Source organism: Chryseobacterium sp. UYP7, from assembly GCF_056279225.1.
Genome location: NZ_JBWBQW010000003.1, coordinates 202044 through 221676 on the forward strand (window position 1 = coordinate 202044; position 19633 = coordinate 221676).

At 37.4% G+C, this 19633-nt stretch carries 21 protein-coding genes; 10 read left to right on the forward strand and 11 right to left on the reverse strand.

Annotated features, from left to right (window positions below):
* Positions 1-82: 82 nt before the first annotated feature.
* Positions 83-763 carry a type 1 glutamine amidotransferase domain-containing protein gene (locus ACZ9HT_RS08535; protein ID WP_476040054.1) on the forward strand — a complete coding sequence of 227 codons (681 nt, stop codon included), beginning with the start codon at positions 83-85 and terminating at the stop codon, positions 761-763.
* 262 nt (positions 764-1025) lie between these two features.
* Positions 1026-2561 (forward strand): SulP family inorganic anion transporter, encoded by a 1536-nt coding sequence (locus tag ACZ9HT_RS08540; protein WP_476040055.1) that lies wholly within the window; start codon positions 1026-1028, stop codon positions 2559-2561.
* A gap of 66 nt (positions 2562-2627) precedes the next feature.
* On the opposite strand, the gene ACZ9HT_RS08545 is transcribed toward ACZ9HT_RS08540, so the two are convergent.
* Positions 2628-2939, reverse strand: a complete 312-nt coding sequence (locus tag ACZ9HT_RS08545) for a hypothetical protein (RefSeq protein ID WP_476040056.1) — start codon at positions 2937-2939, stop codon at positions 2628-2630.
* 263 nt (positions 2940-3202) lie between these two features.
* Between ACZ9HT_RS08545 and ACZ9HT_RS08550 the strand changes: the two genes are divergently transcribed.
* From ACZ9HT_RS08550 to ACZ9HT_RS08580, 7 genes are all read left to right on the forward strand, one after another.
* Positions 3203-6640, forward strand: coding sequence for a trifunctional glycoside hydrolase family 18/polysaccharide deacetylase/glycosyltransferase family 2 protein (locus ACZ9HT_RS08550; RefSeq protein ID WP_476040057.1), 3438 nt, complete (start codon positions 3203-3205; stop codon positions 6638-6640).
* A gap of 20 nt (positions 6641-6660) precedes the next feature.
* Positions 6661-7245 (forward strand): MFS transporter, encoded by a 585-nt coding sequence (locus tag ACZ9HT_RS08555; RefSeq protein WP_476040058.1) that lies wholly within the window; start codon positions 6661-6663, stop codon positions 7243-7245.
* A gap of 31 nt (positions 7246-7276) precedes the next feature.
* Entirely contained in the window at positions 7277-9868 is a 2592-nt protein-coding gene (locus ACZ9HT_RS08560; RefSeq protein ID WP_476040059.1) for a phosphatidylglycerol lysyltransferase domain-containing protein, read from the forward strand.
* Complete coding sequence (locus tag ACZ9HT_RS08565; RefSeq protein ID WP_476040060.1) at positions 9865-10536, forward strand: AcvB/VirJ family lysyl-phosphatidylglycerol hydrolase; 672 nt, start codon at positions 9865-9867, stop codon at positions 10534-10536. The genes ACZ9HT_RS08560 and ACZ9HT_RS08565 overlap by 4 nt, the downstream gene beginning before the upstream one ends.
* 12 nt (positions 10537-10548) lie before the next feature.
* A complete protein-coding gene (locus ACZ9HT_RS08570; RefSeq protein ID WP_476040061.1) occupies positions 10549-10851 on the forward strand; it encodes a hypothetical protein in 303 nt (100 codons plus the stop codon).
* A 37-nt stretch (positions 10852-10888) separates the two neighbouring features.
* The gene (locus tag ACZ9HT_RS08575; protein WP_476040062.1) at positions 10889-11446 is read left to right on the forward strand and encodes a DUF1003 domain-containing protein; all 558 of its coding nucleotides are present in this window, start codon (positions 10889-10891) and stop codon (positions 11444-11446) included.
* 89 nt (positions 11447-11535) lie between these two features.
* The gene (locus ACZ9HT_RS08580) at positions 11536-11979 is read left to right on the forward strand and encodes a phosphohydrolase (protein WP_476040063.1); all 444 of its coding nucleotides are present in this window, start codon (positions 11536-11538) and stop codon (positions 11977-11979) included.
* A 170-nt stretch (positions 11980-12149) separates the two neighbouring features.
* Here ACZ9HT_RS08580 and rluF read toward each other — a convergent pair whose 3' ends face one another.
* The 6 genes from rluF to ACZ9HT_RS08610 all read right to left on the reverse strand — a co-directional run bounded on the left by rluF (position 12150) and on the right by ACZ9HT_RS08610 (position 16541).
* Positions 12150-12872, reverse strand: coding sequence for a 23S rRNA pseudouridine(2604) synthase RluF (rluF, locus tag ACZ9HT_RS08585; protein WP_476040064.1), 723 nt, complete (start codon positions 12870-12872; stop codon positions 12150-12152).
* Positions 12859-13443: a hypothetical protein gene (locus tag ACZ9HT_RS08590; protein ID WP_476040065.1), complete on the reverse strand. Its 585-nt coding sequence runs from the start codon at positions 13441-13443 to the stop codon at positions 12859-12861. Before ACZ9HT_RS08590 ends, rluF begins: the two co-directional genes overlap by 14 nt.
* Before the next feature lie 90 nt (positions 13444-13533).
* Positions 13534-14241, reverse strand: coding sequence for a tRNA pseudouridine(55) synthase TruB (gene truB, locus ACZ9HT_RS08595; RefSeq protein ID WP_476040066.1), 708 nt, complete (start codon positions 14239-14241; stop codon positions 13534-13536).
* Between the two features lie 140 nt (positions 14242-14381).
* Positions 14382-15200, reverse strand: a complete 819-nt coding sequence (locus tag ACZ9HT_RS08600; RefSeq protein WP_476040067.1) for an undecaprenyl-diphosphate phosphatase — start codon at positions 15198-15200, stop codon at positions 14382-14384.
* A gap of 132 nt (positions 15201-15332) precedes the next feature.
* Positions 15333-15638, reverse strand: a complete 306-nt coding sequence (locus ACZ9HT_RS08605) for a DUF3098 domain-containing protein (RefSeq protein WP_476040068.1) — start codon at positions 15636-15638, stop codon at positions 15333-15335.
* A gap of 3 nt (positions 15639-15641) precedes the next feature.
* The gene (locus ACZ9HT_RS08610; protein WP_476040069.1) at positions 15642-16541 is read right to left on the reverse strand and encodes a cell division protein FtsX; all 900 of its coding nucleotides are present in this window, start codon (positions 16539-16541) and stop codon (positions 15642-15644) included.
* A gap of 129 nt (positions 16542-16670) precedes the next feature.
* On the opposite strand from ACZ9HT_RS08610, the gene rsmA reads away from it, so the two are divergent.
* A complete protein-coding gene (rsmA, locus tag ACZ9HT_RS08615; protein ID WP_476040070.1) occupies positions 16671-17447 on the forward strand; it encodes a 16S rRNA (adenine(1518)-N(6)/adenine(1519)-N(6))-dimethyltransferase RsmA in 777 nt (258 codons plus the stop codon).
* 205 nt (positions 17448-17652) lie between these two features.
* Here the strand turns inward: rsmA and ACZ9HT_RS08620 are convergent, their stop codons facing one another.
* The 4 genes from ACZ9HT_RS08620 to ACZ9HT_RS08635 are packed head-to-tail and all read right to left on the reverse strand — an operon-like array spanning position 17653 to position 19557.
* Positions 17653-18204 (reverse strand): DUF1003 domain-containing protein, encoded by a 552-nt coding sequence (locus ACZ9HT_RS08620; RefSeq protein ID WP_476040071.1) that lies wholly within the window; start codon positions 18202-18204, stop codon positions 17653-17655.
* Positions 18205-18230: 26 nt separating this feature from the next.
* A complete protein-coding gene (locus tag ACZ9HT_RS08625) occupies positions 18231-18995 on the reverse strand; it encodes a TIGR02757 family protein (RefSeq protein WP_476040072.1) in 765 nt (254 codons plus the stop codon).
* Between the two features lie 47 nt (positions 18996-19042).
* Positions 19043-19339, reverse strand: coding sequence for a type II toxin-antitoxin system RelE/ParE family toxin (locus ACZ9HT_RS08630; protein WP_476040073.1), 297 nt, complete (start codon positions 19337-19339; stop codon positions 19043-19045).
* Positions 19324-19557: a hypothetical protein gene (locus ACZ9HT_RS08635; RefSeq protein ID WP_476040074.1), complete on the reverse strand. Its 234-nt coding sequence runs from the start codon at positions 19555-19557 to the stop codon at positions 19324-19326. Before ACZ9HT_RS08635 ends, ACZ9HT_RS08630 begins: the two co-directional genes overlap by 16 nt.
* Positions 19558-19633 lie beyond the last annotated feature (76 nt).

Below are 19633 nucleotides of genomic sequence, written 5' to 3' on the forward strand. Positions count from 1 at the left end.
TTTAGTTCTCACTCATTTTTTGGCATTATTATTAGCACTAAAAATTAATTCAAATATAATTCAAACCTAAAAAAATGTTATTATGAAAAAAGTACTGATGATTTTAACGTCACATGCGGATCTTGTAAACACAGAAGACAAAACTGGTCTTTGGATCGGAGAATTTACAGATCCTTACTATGAATTTATAGATAAAGGTTACGAGGTTACTTTGGCCAGTCCGAAAGGTGGAAAACCGCCCATTGATCCCATGAGCGCGCTCACCGAAAATATTACTGGTTCTAACCGGAGATTTCAGGACGATGAGGTGGCGAAAGACGCTTTTAATAACACGCACAAATTAGAGGAGATTTCCGCTAAAGATTACGACGGAGTTTTCTTTCCGGGTGGTCACGGTCCCATCTTCGATCTGGCGACAAACGAGTTAAGCGGTCAACTAATTCTGGATTTTTTAAACAGTGGAAAACCAGTCGCAGCTGTTTGTCACGGACCTGCAGCATTGCTTAAAGCTGCCGAATTAGATCCTTCTGTTTTAAAAGGAAAGCGTGTTACCGGATTTTCAAATACAGAAGAGAAACTTGCGTTGCGTGCTAACAAAATTCCGTATCAGTTAGAAGATCGTTTAAAAGAGTTGGGCGGCGATTATCACAACGCGCTTTTACCATTTACTTCTCATGTCGAAAAAGATGGATTATTAATTACCGGACAAAATCCATTATCGGCCGGACCGACCGCAGAAGCACTTATCGAGTTTTGGGCGTAAATTCATTTCTCCTTAAAAATTAAAGTCAAAGAAATTTGACTTTTTTTATTGCGAAAAATTAAGAAATATAGCTTGGTTAACAAGTGGTGTTTTTTAGAATGTATCTCACATCTTATTTCACTTTTTAAGGTTTTATTTATTTACGTATTTTTGCACCTTTGAAAAAATTTGAAGAATTCAAAATATTTTTCTCTTTGTTCTTCATTGATAATGTTACTTTAAGACCTTAACATTCTCTTCAAGTTTAATATTGTGTCAACTTATGAAACAAACGCTCAACCTCTTTGATTTTTCCCAGAAAGTAAATTACCGAAACGAAATATTAGCCGGATTAACCGTTGCAATGACGATGATTCCGGAATCGTTATCATTTGCAATTTTAGCCGGATTTCCTCCACTCGTTGGATTGTATGCTGCTTTTATTGCCGGATTGATCACGGCAGTTTTTGGGGGCAGACCCGGAATGGTTTCTGGTGGAGCCGGCGCGACGGTCGTTGTTCTTATTGCCTTAATGCGTTCGAACGGAATTGAATACGTTTTCGCCGCAGTCGCCCTTGCGGGAGTAATTCAAATTTTAATAGGTCTTTTCAAACTCAGCAAATTCATAAGACTGGTGCCGCAACCTGTGATGTATGGATTTGTTAACGGTCTGGCCATCATCATTTTCATGTCTCAACTCACGCAGTTCAAAGTTCTTGCGAATGGGCAATTATCCTGGATTCAAGGAAAACCTTTAATGATCATGCTCGGTTTGGTTGCTCTTACCGTTGCAATTGTGGCCTTATTTCCGAAGGTTACGAAGAAAATTCCCGCCTCTTTAGTTGCGATCATTGTTGTATTTGCACTGGTTGTAGGGTTTGGAATTAACACGAAAACAGTTCAGGATATCGCTTCCGTTGAAGGTGGTTTCCCGCCATTTCATATTCCCGGAATTCCTTTCACGCTGGAAGCCTTTAAAATTATACTTCCCTATTCTTTGATCTTTGCAGCAGTTGGATTAACAGAAGGTCTTTTAACTTTAAATCTGGTGGATGAAATGACCGGAACGAAAGGAAACGGAAACCGCGAATGTATCGCACAAGGTGGGTCAAATATCGCAAACGGCTTTTTCTTCGGAATGGGAGGTTGTCCGATGATCGCGCAGACTTTGGTGAATCTTTCCGCGGGCTCAAGAGCACGATTGTCCGGAATTATCGCATCTATCACCATTTTATTCATCATTCTTTTTGGAGCTCCAATTATCGGCAAATTACCAATGGCAGCTTTGGTTGGCGTAATGATCATGGTGGCTCTGGGAACTTTTGAATGGGCAAGTTTTCGAATTATTACCAAAATGCCAAAACATGATATTTTCATTGGGATTCTTGTAGCCGCAATTACGGTTTATCTGCATAATTTAGCTTTGGCAGTCTTGATCGGAGTTATTATTTCTGCCCTGGTTTTTGCGTGGGAAAGTGCAAAAAGAATTCGCGCCAGAACCCGTATGGATGATGAAGGGGTAAAACATTATGATATTTACGGTCCCTTATTTTTCGGATCTGTGATGGCTTTTTCAGAAAAGTTTAAGATTGCCGATGATCCAAATGAAATCATCATCAATTTTAAAGAATCAAGGGTAACGGACATGTCTGCGATCGAAGCCCTCAACTCCATTACTAAAAAATACAGTGAGGCTGGAAAAACCGTTCACCTTCAAAATTTAAGTGCAGATTGCATCAGACTTTTAGATAATGCGGAAACGGTGATCGATGTGAATATAATTAAAGATCCGGAATATCTGGTGGCAATTGAGAAGTAGGAATTCAAAATTTAGCTGGAGGAAAGATCGTTTTATTGAGTTGAATATCTCAGCTTTACTAAGAAATTAATTCCAGAAATAAGTCGAAAGAAAACTAACGAGTCGGTTCATATCCTGACGCATGGAGAAAGCCAGCAGATATTTTAACTGAAAAAGAACAGGTTCTAGCCCATTTGCTAATTTCAGAAATTCCCGTTCCGGAATAATACCGTAACATTTGCCCTGATGCATAATGTTGAGCGCATGATCACCTAAAGACACGGTCATACTTCCTATTTTTTTATAAAAGGTATAATCGCTGATTTTCACAAAGCCGTCTTCCAGCATTTCTGAAATTAATTTATTAAAGAGTTTTTGTCCTTCCGGAGATAAATTCATGATGAAAAATAATAAAGGTAAAAATAGGAAAAAACAAATAAAAAAAACGATCTCTTTAAATCAGAAATCAGATCGGCCAGTAAGACAGGATTGATTTTTAAGCCTTTCTCTTCAAAAATGCCTTAAAGTTGCGAAAATTCTCTTAAAATAGATAAAAGCATTTGTTAACACCCAACTATATTTAAAAATAGCATCATTCACCTAAAATAATAAATACAAAGTTTTACAAACTGATTTATCTTTGTTGACTAATTAATTGATCAATGCCAGACAAAGAAAGACAGGTATTTCAAACGAACGATGCAAAACGTTATAAAGTCACACAATGGACGATGCGCACAATCGGTTCAATTCTTATTTTCATTGTGATTATTGTAGGGATCGCTGTTATAAGAGGAAAAAATCCCTCAATGCCTCAAATGAATTCTATCCGGAAATCATTCGAATCAAAAATCAATCCCGACAATAAATTCACCCTCGCGACTCCGCTCAATAAAAAATTTAAGGGTTTTAAAGACTTTCTACAAAAGAAAATTCTGGCAGAGAAATCGAAAAGCAATTTGGTCGACGCAAAACTTATTCGTGGTGCATTTTATGTTCCGTGGTCGCCGCTTTCTCTTTACAATCTTCGTACAAATGGTGATAAACTGAACACCATTTATCCGGAATGGTTTTTCATTAATCCCAAAACTTTTCAACTAGATTCCAGAATCGATAAGGAAGCGCTTTCTGTCATGAAACATCATGGCTTAAGCATACAGCCAATCCTCAACAATTTTATTTCTGTTCCGGGAAAAGAGGGGAATTTTAATGGCGATTTGCTTCACTCGATTCTTCATGATCAGAAACTTCAGAATCAGTTAATCGGTCAAATCATAACGACTTTAAAAACAAATCAGCTGCAGGGAATCAATATCGATTTCGAGGAAATGAAAGAGAATTCAGATGAATATTTGAATGCCTTTATGAAAAATCTCTACACGCAGTTTAAACAAAACGGTTTGATTGTGTCCATCGATATTATGGCAGATAATTCCGATTACAATCACAATTACTTAAAAGATTACACCGATTATTTCATCGTGATGGCGTATGATGAATTCAACGACAGTTCCCAGTCCGGACCCGTAAGTGATCAAAAATGGATTGAAAAACAACTGGATCAGATCGCTAAAGATATTCCCTCCGAAAAACTTATTTTGGGTCTCGGAGCCTATGGCAGACGATGGATCACGGATGAAAATGGAACCCGGACGGAAGATCTTACTTACAGTCAGGTAATCGATCGCGCCAAGATTTCTAAATCTGCCATTAACTTTGACGAAAATTCTTACAACCTTCATTACGCCTATAATTTTTCTGGTAGTGAAGATGAACCCGCTTCCAAAAACAGTGTCTGGTTTACAGATGCTGCAACCGCATACAATATTTTAAGATTTTCTGATGATTACCGGAATGCCGGAACAGCGCTTTGGCGGTTAGGAAGTGAAGATCCACGGATCTGGTCGTTCTACGCCCGGGATTTAAGTACCGAAAGTTTAAAGAAAAATCCTTACAACTACACGCTTTTAGAAATGATGCCGCCAAATTTCAATACGAAACCTACGGCAATTGGAAGTGGAGAAATCATCAATATTTTATATTCTCCGGAACAGGGACGAACAAAAATAGAGGCCGATAAGAATGAAAATTTAATTTCTTCTGAAAATTACGCGCAGTTACCCTCCGGATTTTTATACGAGAAATTTGCGGAAGACAGTAGCAGAATCGGTCCCGGACATAAAATCATACTGACCTTCGATGATGGGCCCAGCGCGGAATTCACGCCCAAAATTTTGAAGATTTTAGAAAAGGAAAAAGTTCCGGCTACATTCTTTTTAATTGGAGAAAACGCAGAAGCGAACATTCCTCTGGTTCAAAGAATCAGCCGTGATGGTTTTGAAATTGGTAATCACACTTTTACTCACGGGAATTTAGCAAAGATGTCTCCGGAAAGAGCCGCTTTAGAATTGAAAACCACCCGTTCCTTGATCGAATGCATCACCGGGAAATCTACCGTACTTTTTCGTGCGCCTTACAATGCCGATTCCGAACCGCAGACTTATGAAGAACTGGAGCCTTTAGTTCAAAGTAAAAAAGATAATTATATTGCAATTGGCGAAAGCATCGATCCAAACGACTGGGATCCCAGAATGAATGCCGACTCCATTGTGAACCGCACGATCCGTTTTGCAACTCAAAATAACGCGAGTATTATTCTGCTTCACGATTCTGGTGGTGACACAAGACAGCCGACGGTTGATGCGCTGCCGAGGATCATTAAATATTTTAAGGATAAAGGATGCGTTTTTACGACGGTTGCAGATTTGATGAAAGTGCCGGAATCGGAATTAATGCCGCCTGTACAAAGAAGCTGGAAAAATGATCTGAATTTCTTTTTCGCTTCCTCGAGTTACTGGATGGGTCAATTAATTTATGCGCTTTTCTTAATTGGGATTATTCTTTCCATTAGTCGAATGATTTTTATGGGAGTTCTGGCTTATATCCAAACGAAAAGAGAGAAAAAACTACGTGAAAAATTTAAGGGAATTCCAGCCGGATTGAAAGTCAGTATTATCGTTCCCGCTTACAACGAAGAAGTAAATGCCATCAGAACAGTCGAATCATTATTGAATCAGGATTATCCGGATATTGATATTGTTTTCGTGGATGACGGCAGCAAAGATCAGACTTTTGACAACGTTAGAAAAGCCTTCGAAGGAAATTTAAAAGTCAAAGTTTTCACAAAATCGAACGGTGGAAAAGCGTCTGCTTTAAATTATGGAATCTCAAAAACAGAATCAGAATTTATCGTTTGTATTGATGCAGACACGCAGTTAAAAACTGATGCGATTTCCCAGTTGATGAATACTTTTTACCTGGCAGGAAAACCAGAGGAAGTCGGTGCTGTTGCTGGGAATGTAAAGGTCGGGAACGAGATCAACATGATCACCAAATGGCAAAGTATTGAATACATTACGTCCCAAAATTTTGACCGCCGCGCCTTTTCTTTATTGAATTGTATCACCGTAATTCCGGGAGCTTTAGGAGCATTCCGAAGAAAAGCAGTTGTAGAAGCTGGCGGATTTACGACCGATACTTTAGCCGAAGATTGCGACTTAACCATGCGATTGCACAAATTGGGGTATATAATCGAGCAGTGCAACGAAGCGATCTCTTACACGGAAGCTCCGGAAACGATCGGGCAATTTTTGAAACAGCGATTTCGCTGGAGTTTTGGGATTTTACAAAGCTTTTGGAAACACAGAGACGCGATCTTCCGGAAAAAATATAAAAACTTTGGCAGAGTCGCATTACCCCATATTTTGCTCTATCAAATTTTGTTACCCTTTCTGGCGCCACTCGCAGATCTACTCTTGGTGGTTAGTTTAATTCTGTCTGGATTAGGATTAATTGTCGCGGATCCTTATCACATTATTTTATACTATCTTATTTTCTCTTTGGTCGATATTGTTGGAGCGGCGATCGCTTTTACCTTCGAAAAAGAAAAGTTCAGCAAGCTTATCTGGATGATTCCGCAACGGCTGATCTACCGACAATTAATGTATTACATTTTGTTTAAATCGTTCCGCAAAGCGATAAAAGGGGAAATTCAAAATTGGGGTGTTTTAAAAAGAACAGGTAATGTTAAAACTGCTTAATTTTTTTTAATTGTTCTACCTTGTTGAAATATAAAAAATTAGCGCCGCTTTTTCTGGTTCAGTTTTTCACGTGGTTGGGATTATTTTCTCTGTGGATCTATGCAACTCCAGCCATTACTAAATATTTTTCCAACTCAGGTAATATTGAAGGCTTAGATTTTGAAAACGGTACAAAATGGGTCGGAATCTGTTTCGCATCATACAGTATTTTAGGAGCAAGCTTAACGTTTGCATTGCACAAAATTTTAAGGAAAAATTCAAAATATGCAGTTCATGTTGTCGCTCTTTTTTGTGGTGCAGTGGGTTTATTGTCGATGTCTTTTATCCATTCCAAATATTTGTTGCCCGTTTCATTTGTTTTTATTGGGATCGCCTGGAGCAGCATCAGCACAACGCCTTATTTATTAGTGGGAGAAATTGCGCCGGATGAGGAAAACGAAAAGTACTACTCTATTTTTAATTTCTCTACGGTAATTCCTCAAGCGGTCGTTGCATTTCTTTTCGCTTTTATGACGAAAAAACACTTTCACGGTGAAATGATAAACACTATTTTCACCGGTGGAATCTTTATGCTGACCGGTTCAGCAATTTCGCGCCTGATTTAGTTTAAAGAACCAAAAAATACAGAAAAAATTGATGATTAAAAATAGTGTCCTTTCTTTGAAAAAAACTTTTGCAAAAGTCCGGTGGCAGGAAATTCTCGCTGTATTAATTCTATTTCTCGCCTTTGTATTTTTCCGGAGCGAAAGAAAAGAAATGTCTTCTATTCTACCCCAACTTCATCAGGCAAAACCATTTTGGATCGCTGCCGGAATCATGCTCACAGGAGTTTATGTTTTACTGCAGGCACTAATGTACATAACGAGTTTCCGGGCGGTTGGCGTTCAACTTAAACTTTCCGATGCTGTTGAATTATTTTTAAAGAGAAATTTTTTGAGCGTTTTTCTGCCTGCAGGTGGAATAAGTTCACTGGCTTACACGCCACGCCAGCTTCAGCGCAAAAATTATGATAAAAACAATATTCACAAAGCAAGTGCTATATACGGTTTTGTAGGTATTGTTACGGTTTTTCTTGTGGGAATTCCTGCGGTTGCATACGCTGCATTTGCCAACAAAAATTTCGGAAATTCCTGGGCCTGGTTATTAGGTGTCGGAATTTTTATCGCGCTGGTTTTTTGGCTCGTGAATTCTCTTCGCACAAAAGGATATTTCTATCGATTTGTGGAGAAACATTTCCCCAAACAGATCAATAATATCGATGAACTTTTCGGGGGAGAAATTCATAAAAAAGATTTTTATTTAACGGTTTTCATTTCAATTTTAGTAGAATTTTGCGGGATCTTCCATTTACTCATTGCGATGTTTGCATTTGGTGCGGTCGGCTCTTTTTCGGCGGCTGCAGTTGGCTACACGATCTCTGTTTTATTGATGCTTGTTTCTCCGTTTCTTCGGGGTTTGGGTGCAGTCGAATTCACTTTGATCTATATTTTGGCGAATTTTGGATTTTCTCACAGTCAGGGTTTAGGAATTACGCTGCTTTACCGGGTTTTCGAATTTTGGCTTCCGCTTCTTTTGGGACTTGTTGCATTTGTCTGGAACGGAAGAAAGATCATCGCACGCATTCTGCCGGCACTTGCCATTTTTATTTTGGGTTTGATCAATATTATCTCTGTGATTACGCCACCACTGAAAGACCGGCTTAGAATGGGAAAAATTTACCTTTCCGAAGACGCGATTCATATCTCTAAAATACTGACTTTAATTGCGGGAATTCTTTTGGTCGTAACTGCTGCTTATCTGTTGCGGGGATTAAAACGAGGTTGGTATTTTGCGCTGATTCTAGCCGTGATCTCTTTCTTTGGAAACATGTTTAAAGCTCTTGATTACGAGGAAGCCATGGTTTCTTTAGTCATTATTCTCATGCTCATTATGAGCCGGAAGGAATATGTTTTAAAAACGAACAGAAAATATTTGCGATTAGGTTTCTCCTGGCTACTCGGACTTTTTGCGGCTGTAATTCTTTTTAATTTCCTGAGTTTTTACTTTATCGATAAGCGGCATTTCGGAATTGATTTTACATGGAGCGAATCGCTGTACTACACGCTTCACAGTTTTTTACTTTTTCAGGATAGTGGTCTGGTCCCAAAAACTGGATTTGCGCGCGATTTCGAATACATCAATTTTTTTCTCGGAATTGTTTCCTGGCTTTTACTCATTTTTTCCGTTTTTAATATTCGGAAACTAGTGAATGGCGAAGAGACTTCTAGCGATTTTGAGGAAGCCCAGAACCTGCTGAAAATGTATGGAACTTCCCCACTCGATTTCTTTAAAACTGGTAAAGACAAACAATTTTATTTCTCTGAAGAAGTGGAAGGTTTTGTTTCTTACCGACTTGCGAATCAGTTTGCATTTGCTTTGGATGAACCTGTTTGTGCCGAAGAAAATAAAGAAAAGATGATCCTGGAGTTTGAAGATTACTGTAAGAAAAACGGCTTAAAATCTGTGTATTATAGAATCGATGAGCAAAGTTTGTTTCTCTTCAAATCCTTTAAAAAGCAGAAATTGTTTGTTGGTCAGGAAGCAATTATGAATACCGAAACCTTCAAATTAGAAGGAAAAGACAGAAAAACATTAAGAAACGGTTTAAATTCTTTAGCCAAAAAAGGATACACCTCGGCAATTCTTTACAGTCCACAACCCGAAGAAATTCTAAACGAAATTCAGCGTATTTCTGATGAATGGCTGAAAGAATTCGACAAGGAGGAAATGGTTTTCTCACAAGGAATGTTTGATCGCGATGAAATTGAAAAACAAGATCTTATCGTAATTAAAGATCAAGAGGGAAAAATCGAGGCATTTCTGAATATTATACCAGATTTTGCGCCAGAAGAATGCACCTACGATCTTATTCGGAAAACAGTAAATGCACCAAATGGAAGTATGGATGCCATGATCGTAAAATTAGCAGAATATGCGAAAACAAAGAATCTGCAGTACATTAATCTCGGATTAACGCCTTTGGGAGGCATAAAGCAACCCGATAATACTGCGGAAGAAATTCTAAAATTCGTTTACAACAGGATCGGAAGCTTTAAACATTACCAAAGTCTGCGGGATTTTAAAGAAAAATATGCGGATCAGTGGGAAAATAAATACCTGATCTATGGCAATGATTTTGATCTGTTGCAAATTCCGGCTGCTTTAAATAAAATCACAAAACCAAAATGAAAAAGTTCATTCAGTTCCTTAGTATAACATCTTTGTTGCTTTTTATTTCCTGCAAAGATTCGATGGCTTTTCCGGTTTCTGTCTGGAACAGCAACAGCGACAAACCTGTGATCTTTTATTTGAGTGGTGATGCGGGATTCAACACTTTTTCTAAAACATTTGCGCAGGAACTTCACCGTTATGGTTATGATGTTTTCGCGCTGAATACGAAGAAATATTTTTGGCATAAAAAGACACCTGATCAAGCGTCCAGAGATACTGAAACGTTTCTGAAACAAGTCATCAAAAATCGAAAAAACAAGAAAATAATCATCATTGGATATTCGTACGGTGCAGATGCCGCTCCTTTTATTTATAACCGTTTCGACAGTGATTTCCAAAAAAATATTCAGGATCTGATCATTATAGGACCATCACAGGTTAACGATTTCGAAATTCATCTTAAAGAGTACATCACGGGGGATATGGAATACGGTTACAGCGTGATCGCCGAAATTAACCGGATCAAAAATGTGCCTTTTACTTTAGTTCTAAGTGATTTTGAGGAGAAATATTTTCCAAAAAATGAGATCACGCTGAAAAAATATCAATTACATCACATTAAAGGTAACCATCATTTCGGCGGAAATACCAAAATGCTTGCGGATTCGGTTGTAAAATACTTTTAAAAAAAACTGTAAATGTCTAATAAAACTTCACAACATATCCTGCCGACTGCAGCCAATTTGCTGGGATTCTGTCTCATCGTCATCACGTCACTGCATTTAAGTTCTGCCACTTCAAATTCGATCATCGACGAAGTGGCAAGTATTGTTTCGGTTCTGCTTTGCATTTCGGTGATGATGTCTTTTGCTTCAATAAAAACCAGCAATATTTTATGGACAAAGCGATGGGAAAGAGTTGCAGAAATCTTATTTGGAATTGCTATTACGGGAATTGGTTTAATTGTACTGGTTCTTATGAAAAAATTCTGGCTTCAATAAAATTGTCAATTAAAAAATCATCCTGCAAAAACTTTTAATGATGAAAAATAAAAAATATGTTCTGGACCTTTTAAAAAGTGAAGATGACCAACTTCACAAAATGAACGAAATCATTAAGAAAGCCATAACGGAGGAAACACTGATTACCACCACCATTCAGGAAACTGATGAAGAGCGGACTTATGGCGAAAAGCTTTCTGATAAAGTTGCCAAATTTGGCGGAAGCTGGAGGTTCATCATTATCTTCGGTGTCATCCTGATGCTCTGGATCATTTACAATACAATGATCATGGTCAACAAAAGTTTTGATCCCTATCCTTATATTTTACTGAATTTAATTCTGTCCTGTATTGCGGCAATTCAGGCGCCAATTATAATGATGAGCCAGAATAGAAAGGAAGTAAAAGACCGCAAAAGATCCATCAACGATTATATGATCAATCTGAAATCTGAGATTGAAATCCGGAACCTTCACGAAAAAGTAGATCTATCGGTCATTGATCAGTATAAGCATCTTTGCGACATACAGCAAAAACAACTGGAATTGCTGGAGGAGCTTAATAAGAAAGTAAAACTGCTTTCGAAACCACTCTAAAATTTTCTCAGAATTTTATTTTCCACCACCTTATATTTCAAAAAATCATCTTATATTTCCGTCGGAATATTTCTTTAATAAACTCGATCATGACAAAAAACGAACTGTTAAACAAAGCCATTAGAATTGCTCAAAAAGCCCATAAAGGACAAACCGATAAATTCGGAACGCCTTATATCGGACACGTGATGAGGGTAATGAATGCAGGCAAAACGTACGATGAAAAGATTGTCGGAGTCCTGCACGATGTAATCGAAGACTGCCCCGAAATTTCTTTAGATTATCTGTTGCAGGAGGGATTTTCGAATGATATTGTTTTTGCGATAGAATGTCTGACCAAAACGCCGGCGGATCAGGATTACACAGAATTTGTTCATCAAACCGAAAAATCACCGCTTGCGGTTGCTGTAAAAATGAATGATCTGCAGGATAATATGGATCTAAAAAGATTTACACAACCGCTTACTGATCGGGATTTTAAACGGATGAATAAATATTTAACGGCTTATCTTTATCTAAAAGAGAAATACTAAATTTTTTTTAAATTACATTTTCACCGCCAGGATTAACCTTAATAATCTTTCAAAATTAAAAGTTTTTTTAACAATTAAGATTTTCTCTGAAAGTTAATCACAACGCTTTTTTGCTCTTTTAAATAACTTATAAAAAACAAAACTTTGGTGAATTTTGTGGTTTAAAACTACTAATTAACCGTCTTATCGGAATCACTTAGAAGTTGTCGCAGCTCCTTCATTTCAGTCTCCGTTAGATCGCGCCATTTTCCGACGGGCAGATCCAGCTTAATATTCATTATCCGGATGCGTTTGAGCTTCTTCACTTCATACTCACAAAACTCGCACATTCTGCGGATCTGGCGGTTTAAACCTTGCGTTAAAACAATCCGGAAAGATAAGTTATCGATCTGCTCTACTACACATTTATTCGTCATGGTTCCCAAAATCGGAATTCCACCACGCATTTGCATTAGAAATTTTGGAGAGATCGGCTTATCCACTCTTACGATGTATTCTTTTTCGTGATTGTTTCGGGCACGTAAAATTTTATTTACAATATCACCGTCGGAAGTCAGAAGAATCAAACCTTCACTTGGTTTATCTAACCGTCCGATGGGAAAAATTCTTTTTGGATGGTTGATGTATTCGATTATATTATCCAGTTCTCTTTTGGTATCGGTCGTACAAACAATTCCTACAGGTTTATTAAAGGCGATGTAAACATTATCTTCCTCTGATTTTTTAATAGAAACTCCATCCACGAAGATCTCATCTTCTTCAGAAACTTTCGTACCCATTTCCGGAACGGCACCGTTGATGGTGATTCTGCCTTGTTCTAACAAACGGTCGGCTTCTCTGCGCGAACAGTATCCTACTTCTGAAAGGTATTTATTGATCCTAGTCTTTTCCATACTTATTAAAGTTTTTATTACTGAACAAAGTTATACCATAAAAAACGCCTACAAAAACAGTTCCTGTATTTCCGAGTTGCTGTCCTTCAAAATAAAATCCGGCCTGCTGACTCAATCTTTTGCTGAAAGAAATTAAGGTTCCTGCTTTTATTCCCCAAAAATCAGCATTATCGACTACAGATTTATTCAACTGGAAACCATATGTCAGATCAATAAAATAAGGATCATCATCCAGATTAAACAATATTTTAGGTTGAATGATCCCATACACGATGTGAAAATTATCTGCAGTGTACGTATATTTCAATCCACCACCTAAAGAAAGGTTTGGAATAAAATTATAACCTGCAACTGCAGAAATTCCGTAGGAGAAATCGTTTGGATAATCATTGTTGTAAAGGTAATTTGGATCGGTTTCTTTGTCGCGATTGCTTTTGATGATGTTTGAAAGATTAAATCCAGCACTAATCTCCGGACTGAAATAGAATCCTTGAATTGGTCTCTTTTCCTTTTGCTCCTGGCTAAAAGCAAGTACGGAAGTAAATAAAAGCAGAAAGTATAGTTTTTTCATGTATTGAAATTGAATGTTTTTATTTTAACTATGCACAAATAGTACAATTGATCGTACAATTTATACTTTTTGAATGAACTTTAAAATCTTTTATTGAGGATTGAAATTTTCAAATTTATATTCATTTTCCAGATAATCTGAACTTGCATTTTCTATAGTGAAATCTCCGATCTTTGTCCGGCGAAGATTGGTAAGATAGGCACCAACGCCTAATTCCTGTCCGATATCGTGTGCTAAACTTCGAATATAGGTTCCCTTGGAACAACCAATCGTAAATTTCACGAAAGGTAATTCGATCTGAATATCTATAATATAGTTGATGGTTGTTTTGCGGGTTTTCATCTCGACTTCCTTTCCGGCTCTTGCTAAATCATAAGCGCGGTTTCCCTCAATTTTAATGGCGGAAAAAATGGGCGGTTTCTGATCGATTTCGCCCAAAAATTTATGGAGTGTTTCTTTGATCTGTTCCTCTGTGATCGCCGAAATATCTTGCTGCAGGATCTCGGGTTTTTCGGTGTCGTAGGATTCTGTTTGAACGCCGATCTTTATTTCCGTCAAATATTCTTTTGGCGCATCTTGAATGGCAGGAATTGTTTTAGTGAATTTTCCAGTACACACAATGAGTAAACCGGTTGCGCGTGGATCTAAAGTTCCGGCATGACCAATTTTAAATTTTTTTGGAAGATTAAATTCGCGCTTGAGTTTATACTTCAGTTTGTTAACCGCCTGAAAACTGGTCCAGTCGAGCGGTTTATCAAGTAGAATAATTTGTCCTTCTAAAAAATCGGTATCGGTCATTTTTGAAAACTAAATTTGGTAAATATTTCCCAGTTGCAGCCCGACCTGAGTGGAGCTCTTTTGTATTGTTGTCGGAGCGTAGACGAAGACAACAATACAAAAAGCGGGAACAGAGGACGGAAAAAGCTGCCCAAAAAAAATTATTGAAACTGTGTAAAATAAATCAGCAAGCCTATTCCCACAATGATCCGGTACCAACCCCAAGGCTTGAAACCGTATTTATTAAGCAATCCTATAAATGATTTAATCGCGATCAGCGCCACTATAAATGCAACAACATTTCCGACCACGAACGCGGTAATATTTTCGGAGGAGGATAAAATCATTTCATATCCCTTCATAGGGTTTGGAGTTCCTTTGCCCCAGGTTTTTACGAAAATAGAATAAACGGTAACGGCCAACATCGTAGGAACAGCCAGAAAAAATGAAAATTCTGCAGCGGCTTTTCGGGTTAATCCCTGCGTCATTCCACCTATTATTGAGGCGGCACTTCTGCTCGTTCCAGGCATCATCGCCAGACACTGCCAAAATCCGATGATCACGGCTTTTTTAATGGACATATCTTTTTCGTCTTTGATCGTAGGGTTTTTGAACCAGGAATCTGCGAATAGTAAAACGATCCCACCAATAACCAATACGGCCGAAATGGCGACCTGATTTCCTAAAAGTTCTTCGATCTTATCATCAAACAAGTAGCCCAGAACTAAGGCTGGGATCACGGCAAAAGCCAATTTATAGTAAAATTTAAAATTCTGGAAATCAAAAAACTTTTTCCAGTAAGCAGCAACTACGGCTAAAATGGCCCCGAACTGAATGGAAACCTGAAACATTTTTAGGAATTCTGTTTCTTCCATACCCATTAATGCGGCAGTAAAACCCATGTGCGCGGTAGATGAAATAGGCAAAAATTCGGTAAGTCCTTCGATGATCGCAATGATGATCGTTTTGATTAAATCCATCCTCTGATAGTAAAATTAAATGTTAGTAGTTTTTGGATCATGATTCTTCGACAAATTGAGAAGAAACAGTTTAAAAAAAATTTGTCAAAGATGATGAACTTTGACAAATTGGTATATGTGTTTTTGGGTGAACTAAGCTTTTGGTCTTTTTAAGATCGCGAAAACTTCTACTACGAAACCTGCGATGACCAAAAACGGCGCAATTCTAATTCTGCGGATGGAGAAAATCCCTTCATTCCAGACATTAGGATCGTATTTTCCGTCTACCGTATTGGCGTCGGGTCCCATCATTAAAAGGAAGCCAACCACGATCAAAGCCAAACCAATAAGCATAAGCTTATAATTTTCTTTACCGAAATAGAAATGATTTTCTACCGGAGTTACGATTTCCTTCTTTCCGATCGAATCGGCGGAGAAATTTTTATATTTTTTTGCCATTTGTTAAGAGTAATAAAGGTCATCAACATTTGATCTCAGGAATCTCCACGTTGCGAAGATCGTACTGAAAACCGTGATAAAAACACCGAGCAAGAAGATGCCAATCACCAAAATTATAAGCTGGTTATCATCCTGAACAAATGGAGTTCCGATCTGGGTGATAAAATAATACCAGGCTCCGAAGAGAACGCCCAAACCGAGTAAAGCTCCGACGACTCCTAAAATGATCGCTTCTTTAATAAAAGGTTTTAGAATGAAGCGGCGTTTTGCGCCAACCAGCTGCATGGTCTTTATAATAAATCGTTTGGAGAAAATTTTGAGTCGAATTGAATTGTTAATTAAAATGATGGCTAACAATAAGAACAGAACCGAAAATCCAAGGATCCATTTTAGAATCCGGTTTAGATTGTTGTAAACTTCCACCATCAGCGTGCTGTTATTTTTCACATCGGTGATTCCGGGAATGGATTTTATCTGCTTTATGGCTTCGTCGATTTTTGCGGGATCAACGTATTCCGGTTTTAGAGCAACTTCAACGGAAGAAGGGAAAATATTTTCCTCGAAAAGAGCGCTGGTTTCGATACCCATACTTTTTCTTGCTTCTTCAGCTGCCATTTCGCGGGTAATGTAAGTAGCGCGTTTTACGGGCGTAAGTTTTTGAATCTTCTGGAAAGCGTCTGATTCCTGTTTTACTATTTTGGCAGAATCCTTCACATCGAAATTCTCATCAAAATAGGCGTTCACCACCAATTGTTCCTTGATATAGTCGGAATATTTTTGAGCGTTAATAAGGATCAAACCCATTAAACCCAATAAAAATAAAACCAACGCAATACTAATCACTACCGTGATATTGCTGGAGCGAAGCCGTCTTTTGTTAAAATCTTCAACTGTCTTAGCCATTAAATAAAAAATTTCTGCTAAAATAGAAAAAATCTTCCGTAATTTGCCGAGAAACCCAGAAAATCCGTGTTAAAAAAAATACAACTAAATTTTTTTTAACATTTTATTTTCCCTTTGAATATTGAATTTATGAGCGTAAAAGCAAAAAAATATCTCGGCCAACATTTTCTTACCGACGAAAACATCGCCAAAAACATCGTAGATGCGCTCGGTTATGATCAGTATAAAAAAGTGCTGGAAGTGGGTCCCGGAATGGGCGTTCTTACCAAATATCTTTTGGAGAAAGACGCGGAGATCTACGTCGCAGAAATAGATAAAGAGTCTGTAGAATATCTTCAAAAGCATTATAATAAACTCGACGATGCGCATATTATCGGTGATTTTTTGAAATTAAATATTGCTGAAACTTTTGAAGATCAAGTTGCCGTGATCGGGAATTTCCCGTACAATATTTCCTCACAGATCTTATTCAAGATCATTGATTTTTACGACAAGGTTCCGGAAATGGTTGGTATGTTTCAGAAGGAAGTTGCAGAAAGAACGGCGGCAGTGCCAAGAACAAAAGCCTATGGAATATTGTCGGTTTTAGTTCAGGCTTTGTATGATGTTGAATATTTATTTACCGTTCACGAAAACGTTTTCAATCCACCGCCGAAAGTAAAATCCGGAGTCATTAAATTAACCAGAAATCCGAAGGAAGGTTTGGTTGGAAATGAGGTTTTATTTAAACAGATCGTTAAAGCAGGATTTGGACAGCGCCGTAAAAAATTATCGAATTCTTTGAAAGCTCTGGAAATTCCGGAAGCTCTGCAAACGCATGTATTTATGGATAAACGTGCGGAAGAATTATCGATCCAGGATTTTATTTCGTTCACCCAGGAATGGAGAGAGGCGTTGCCAAAGTAATTTTTTTCTTTTTTGAGATGCTTCGATAATCTCAACATGACCTTGACTATTTAATTGGAGATTTGATTTACTGAATGTTTGAATTATTAAATATTTGAGTTATTGAATGATTGAGTTATTGAATTATCGAATTGTTGAATTGTTGAATTGTTGAATTGTTGAGTTAAAATATTCGATTTTATTATATCTTCAATACATCAAAATTTTACTCTTTTTCCTGATCGGTTTTAAGATCCTGAAGCTGCGCCTGAAGTTGCGCAATAACTTCCCGCATTTCGCGAATGTCACTTTTGTTAGAGGAAACGTTGCTTTTTAACATCACATTTCTGGCGCGTTCGTTATGATCTTCATCATCTTCGTCTTCGGCAATATCTTCGATATCTTCCTGAATATCATCAATGTCGACACTAATCTCTTCGATGTCTTCGCTTATTTCCTCAATATCTTCGCTGATCTCTTCGATATCGTCCTGAATTTCCTCAATGTCTTCGCGGATGTCTTCAATATGTTCCTGACTTCTATTCACCGACATTTGAATAAAAATTGCCAGATAAATCGCTTCTAAAGATAAAACGGTGGTCAGCACCAATAACATTTTATCGACTGCAACCAGACCGAAAACCGGTAATAAAAAAGCCGTTAGAAAAACGATCGAATGCACGATGAGCGACGGAATAGAGCCGATCCACCACATGACCCAATCGGTCACTTTGGTAAGGAACTGTATTTTTTTTTCGTGACTTTCTTCTTTACTCATCGTTGCCTAATTTTGCGCAAATTTACTCAAAAATCTTTCGAAACACCTAAACCAAAAAGCGCAAAATCGTACAAAGCCGGATCTTCGGGATTAAATTTTCTTAATATTAAATCCATTTCTTCAACGGTTTTCCAGTCATTCTGTTTTCTTTGGATGAGATCGATTTTTCGGGAAACATTTCCGGTGTGAACATCTAAAGGAACAGATAAATAGCGCTGATCGATATTTTGCCAGATTCCGAAATCGACGCCTTTTCGGTCTTTCCGAACCATCCAGCGCAAGAACATGATCAATCTTTTTGCAGAAGAATTTTTATACGTTGAACTCACATGTTTTTTACTTCGATGCATATTTTCTCCCACAAACTGCTCCCGAAATCGGTGCAAAGCGTGGTAGAAATTTTGTTCATCGTTTTGGATTAAGAAGAGATCTTCCAGCGTGTCGTTTTGGGAGTAAAGCCGTTTTAAATTTAGAAGAAATTCTTTAAAATCTTCACCAATAAAAGTCCTGTGAATAGGCAATTTTTCCAAGGGCTTCAACTCTTTTTCTGAAACATTTTTGATAAAATCATAGGGAGAATTCTCCATAAAATTCAGCATTTTTTCAGCGTCGTTGATGATTGATTTTCGGTTTCCCCAGGAAATGGTTGCGGTCAAAAACCCAACGATTTCAATATCCTGTTTTAGAGAAAAACGATGCGGAATAGAAATGGGATCGTCGGCGATGAAAGAAGGATTATTATAGAAATCTGCTTTTTCGTCGAGGAAATCTTTGAGTTCGGAGAAGGTCATTTTTAATTTGAATAGTTAATTTCTAAAGCAATTATATGATTAAATTATTACTTTATTTTTAATGTTTGTGGATCTTCACTTCCGTGGCGAAAAGTCAAAACATATAAAATATCGTCGACAATTTCATAATAAAGTAAATATTTATGAACAACTTTAATACGAACATTTTCAATATCAGTTGATCGCGCGATCTTTGGAAATTCCGAAATTAAGTTGATTTGTTCTTCAACTAATTTATTGAGCTTAAGACTATAACGATTCGATTTATTTCGGTCATTCCAATAGCTAAGAATTTCCATTAATTCCCGTTTGGCTTTTTGAGTCCAAATTATTTTTTTAACCATTGCTTAATTTCGTTTTGAACCTCTTCATTAGTCAAAACTTTTCCTTCTGCAATTTCTGCTCTAGCTTCAGAAACGGCATTTCTTTCCTCTTCATTTGTGAGGTAGAGAGATTCTTCGTTCTGAAATTTAAGTAGTTGCATCAACTCCTTGAGTTTAACCTGATCTGTTAAACCTGCAATTTGACTAATTATGTCTATTTTTAATTCAGATGTACTCATAATTATGAATTTAAAATTTGCTGTTATAAAATTATAAATTTTTTCACTGCTATCATCCACAATTAAATAAACAAAT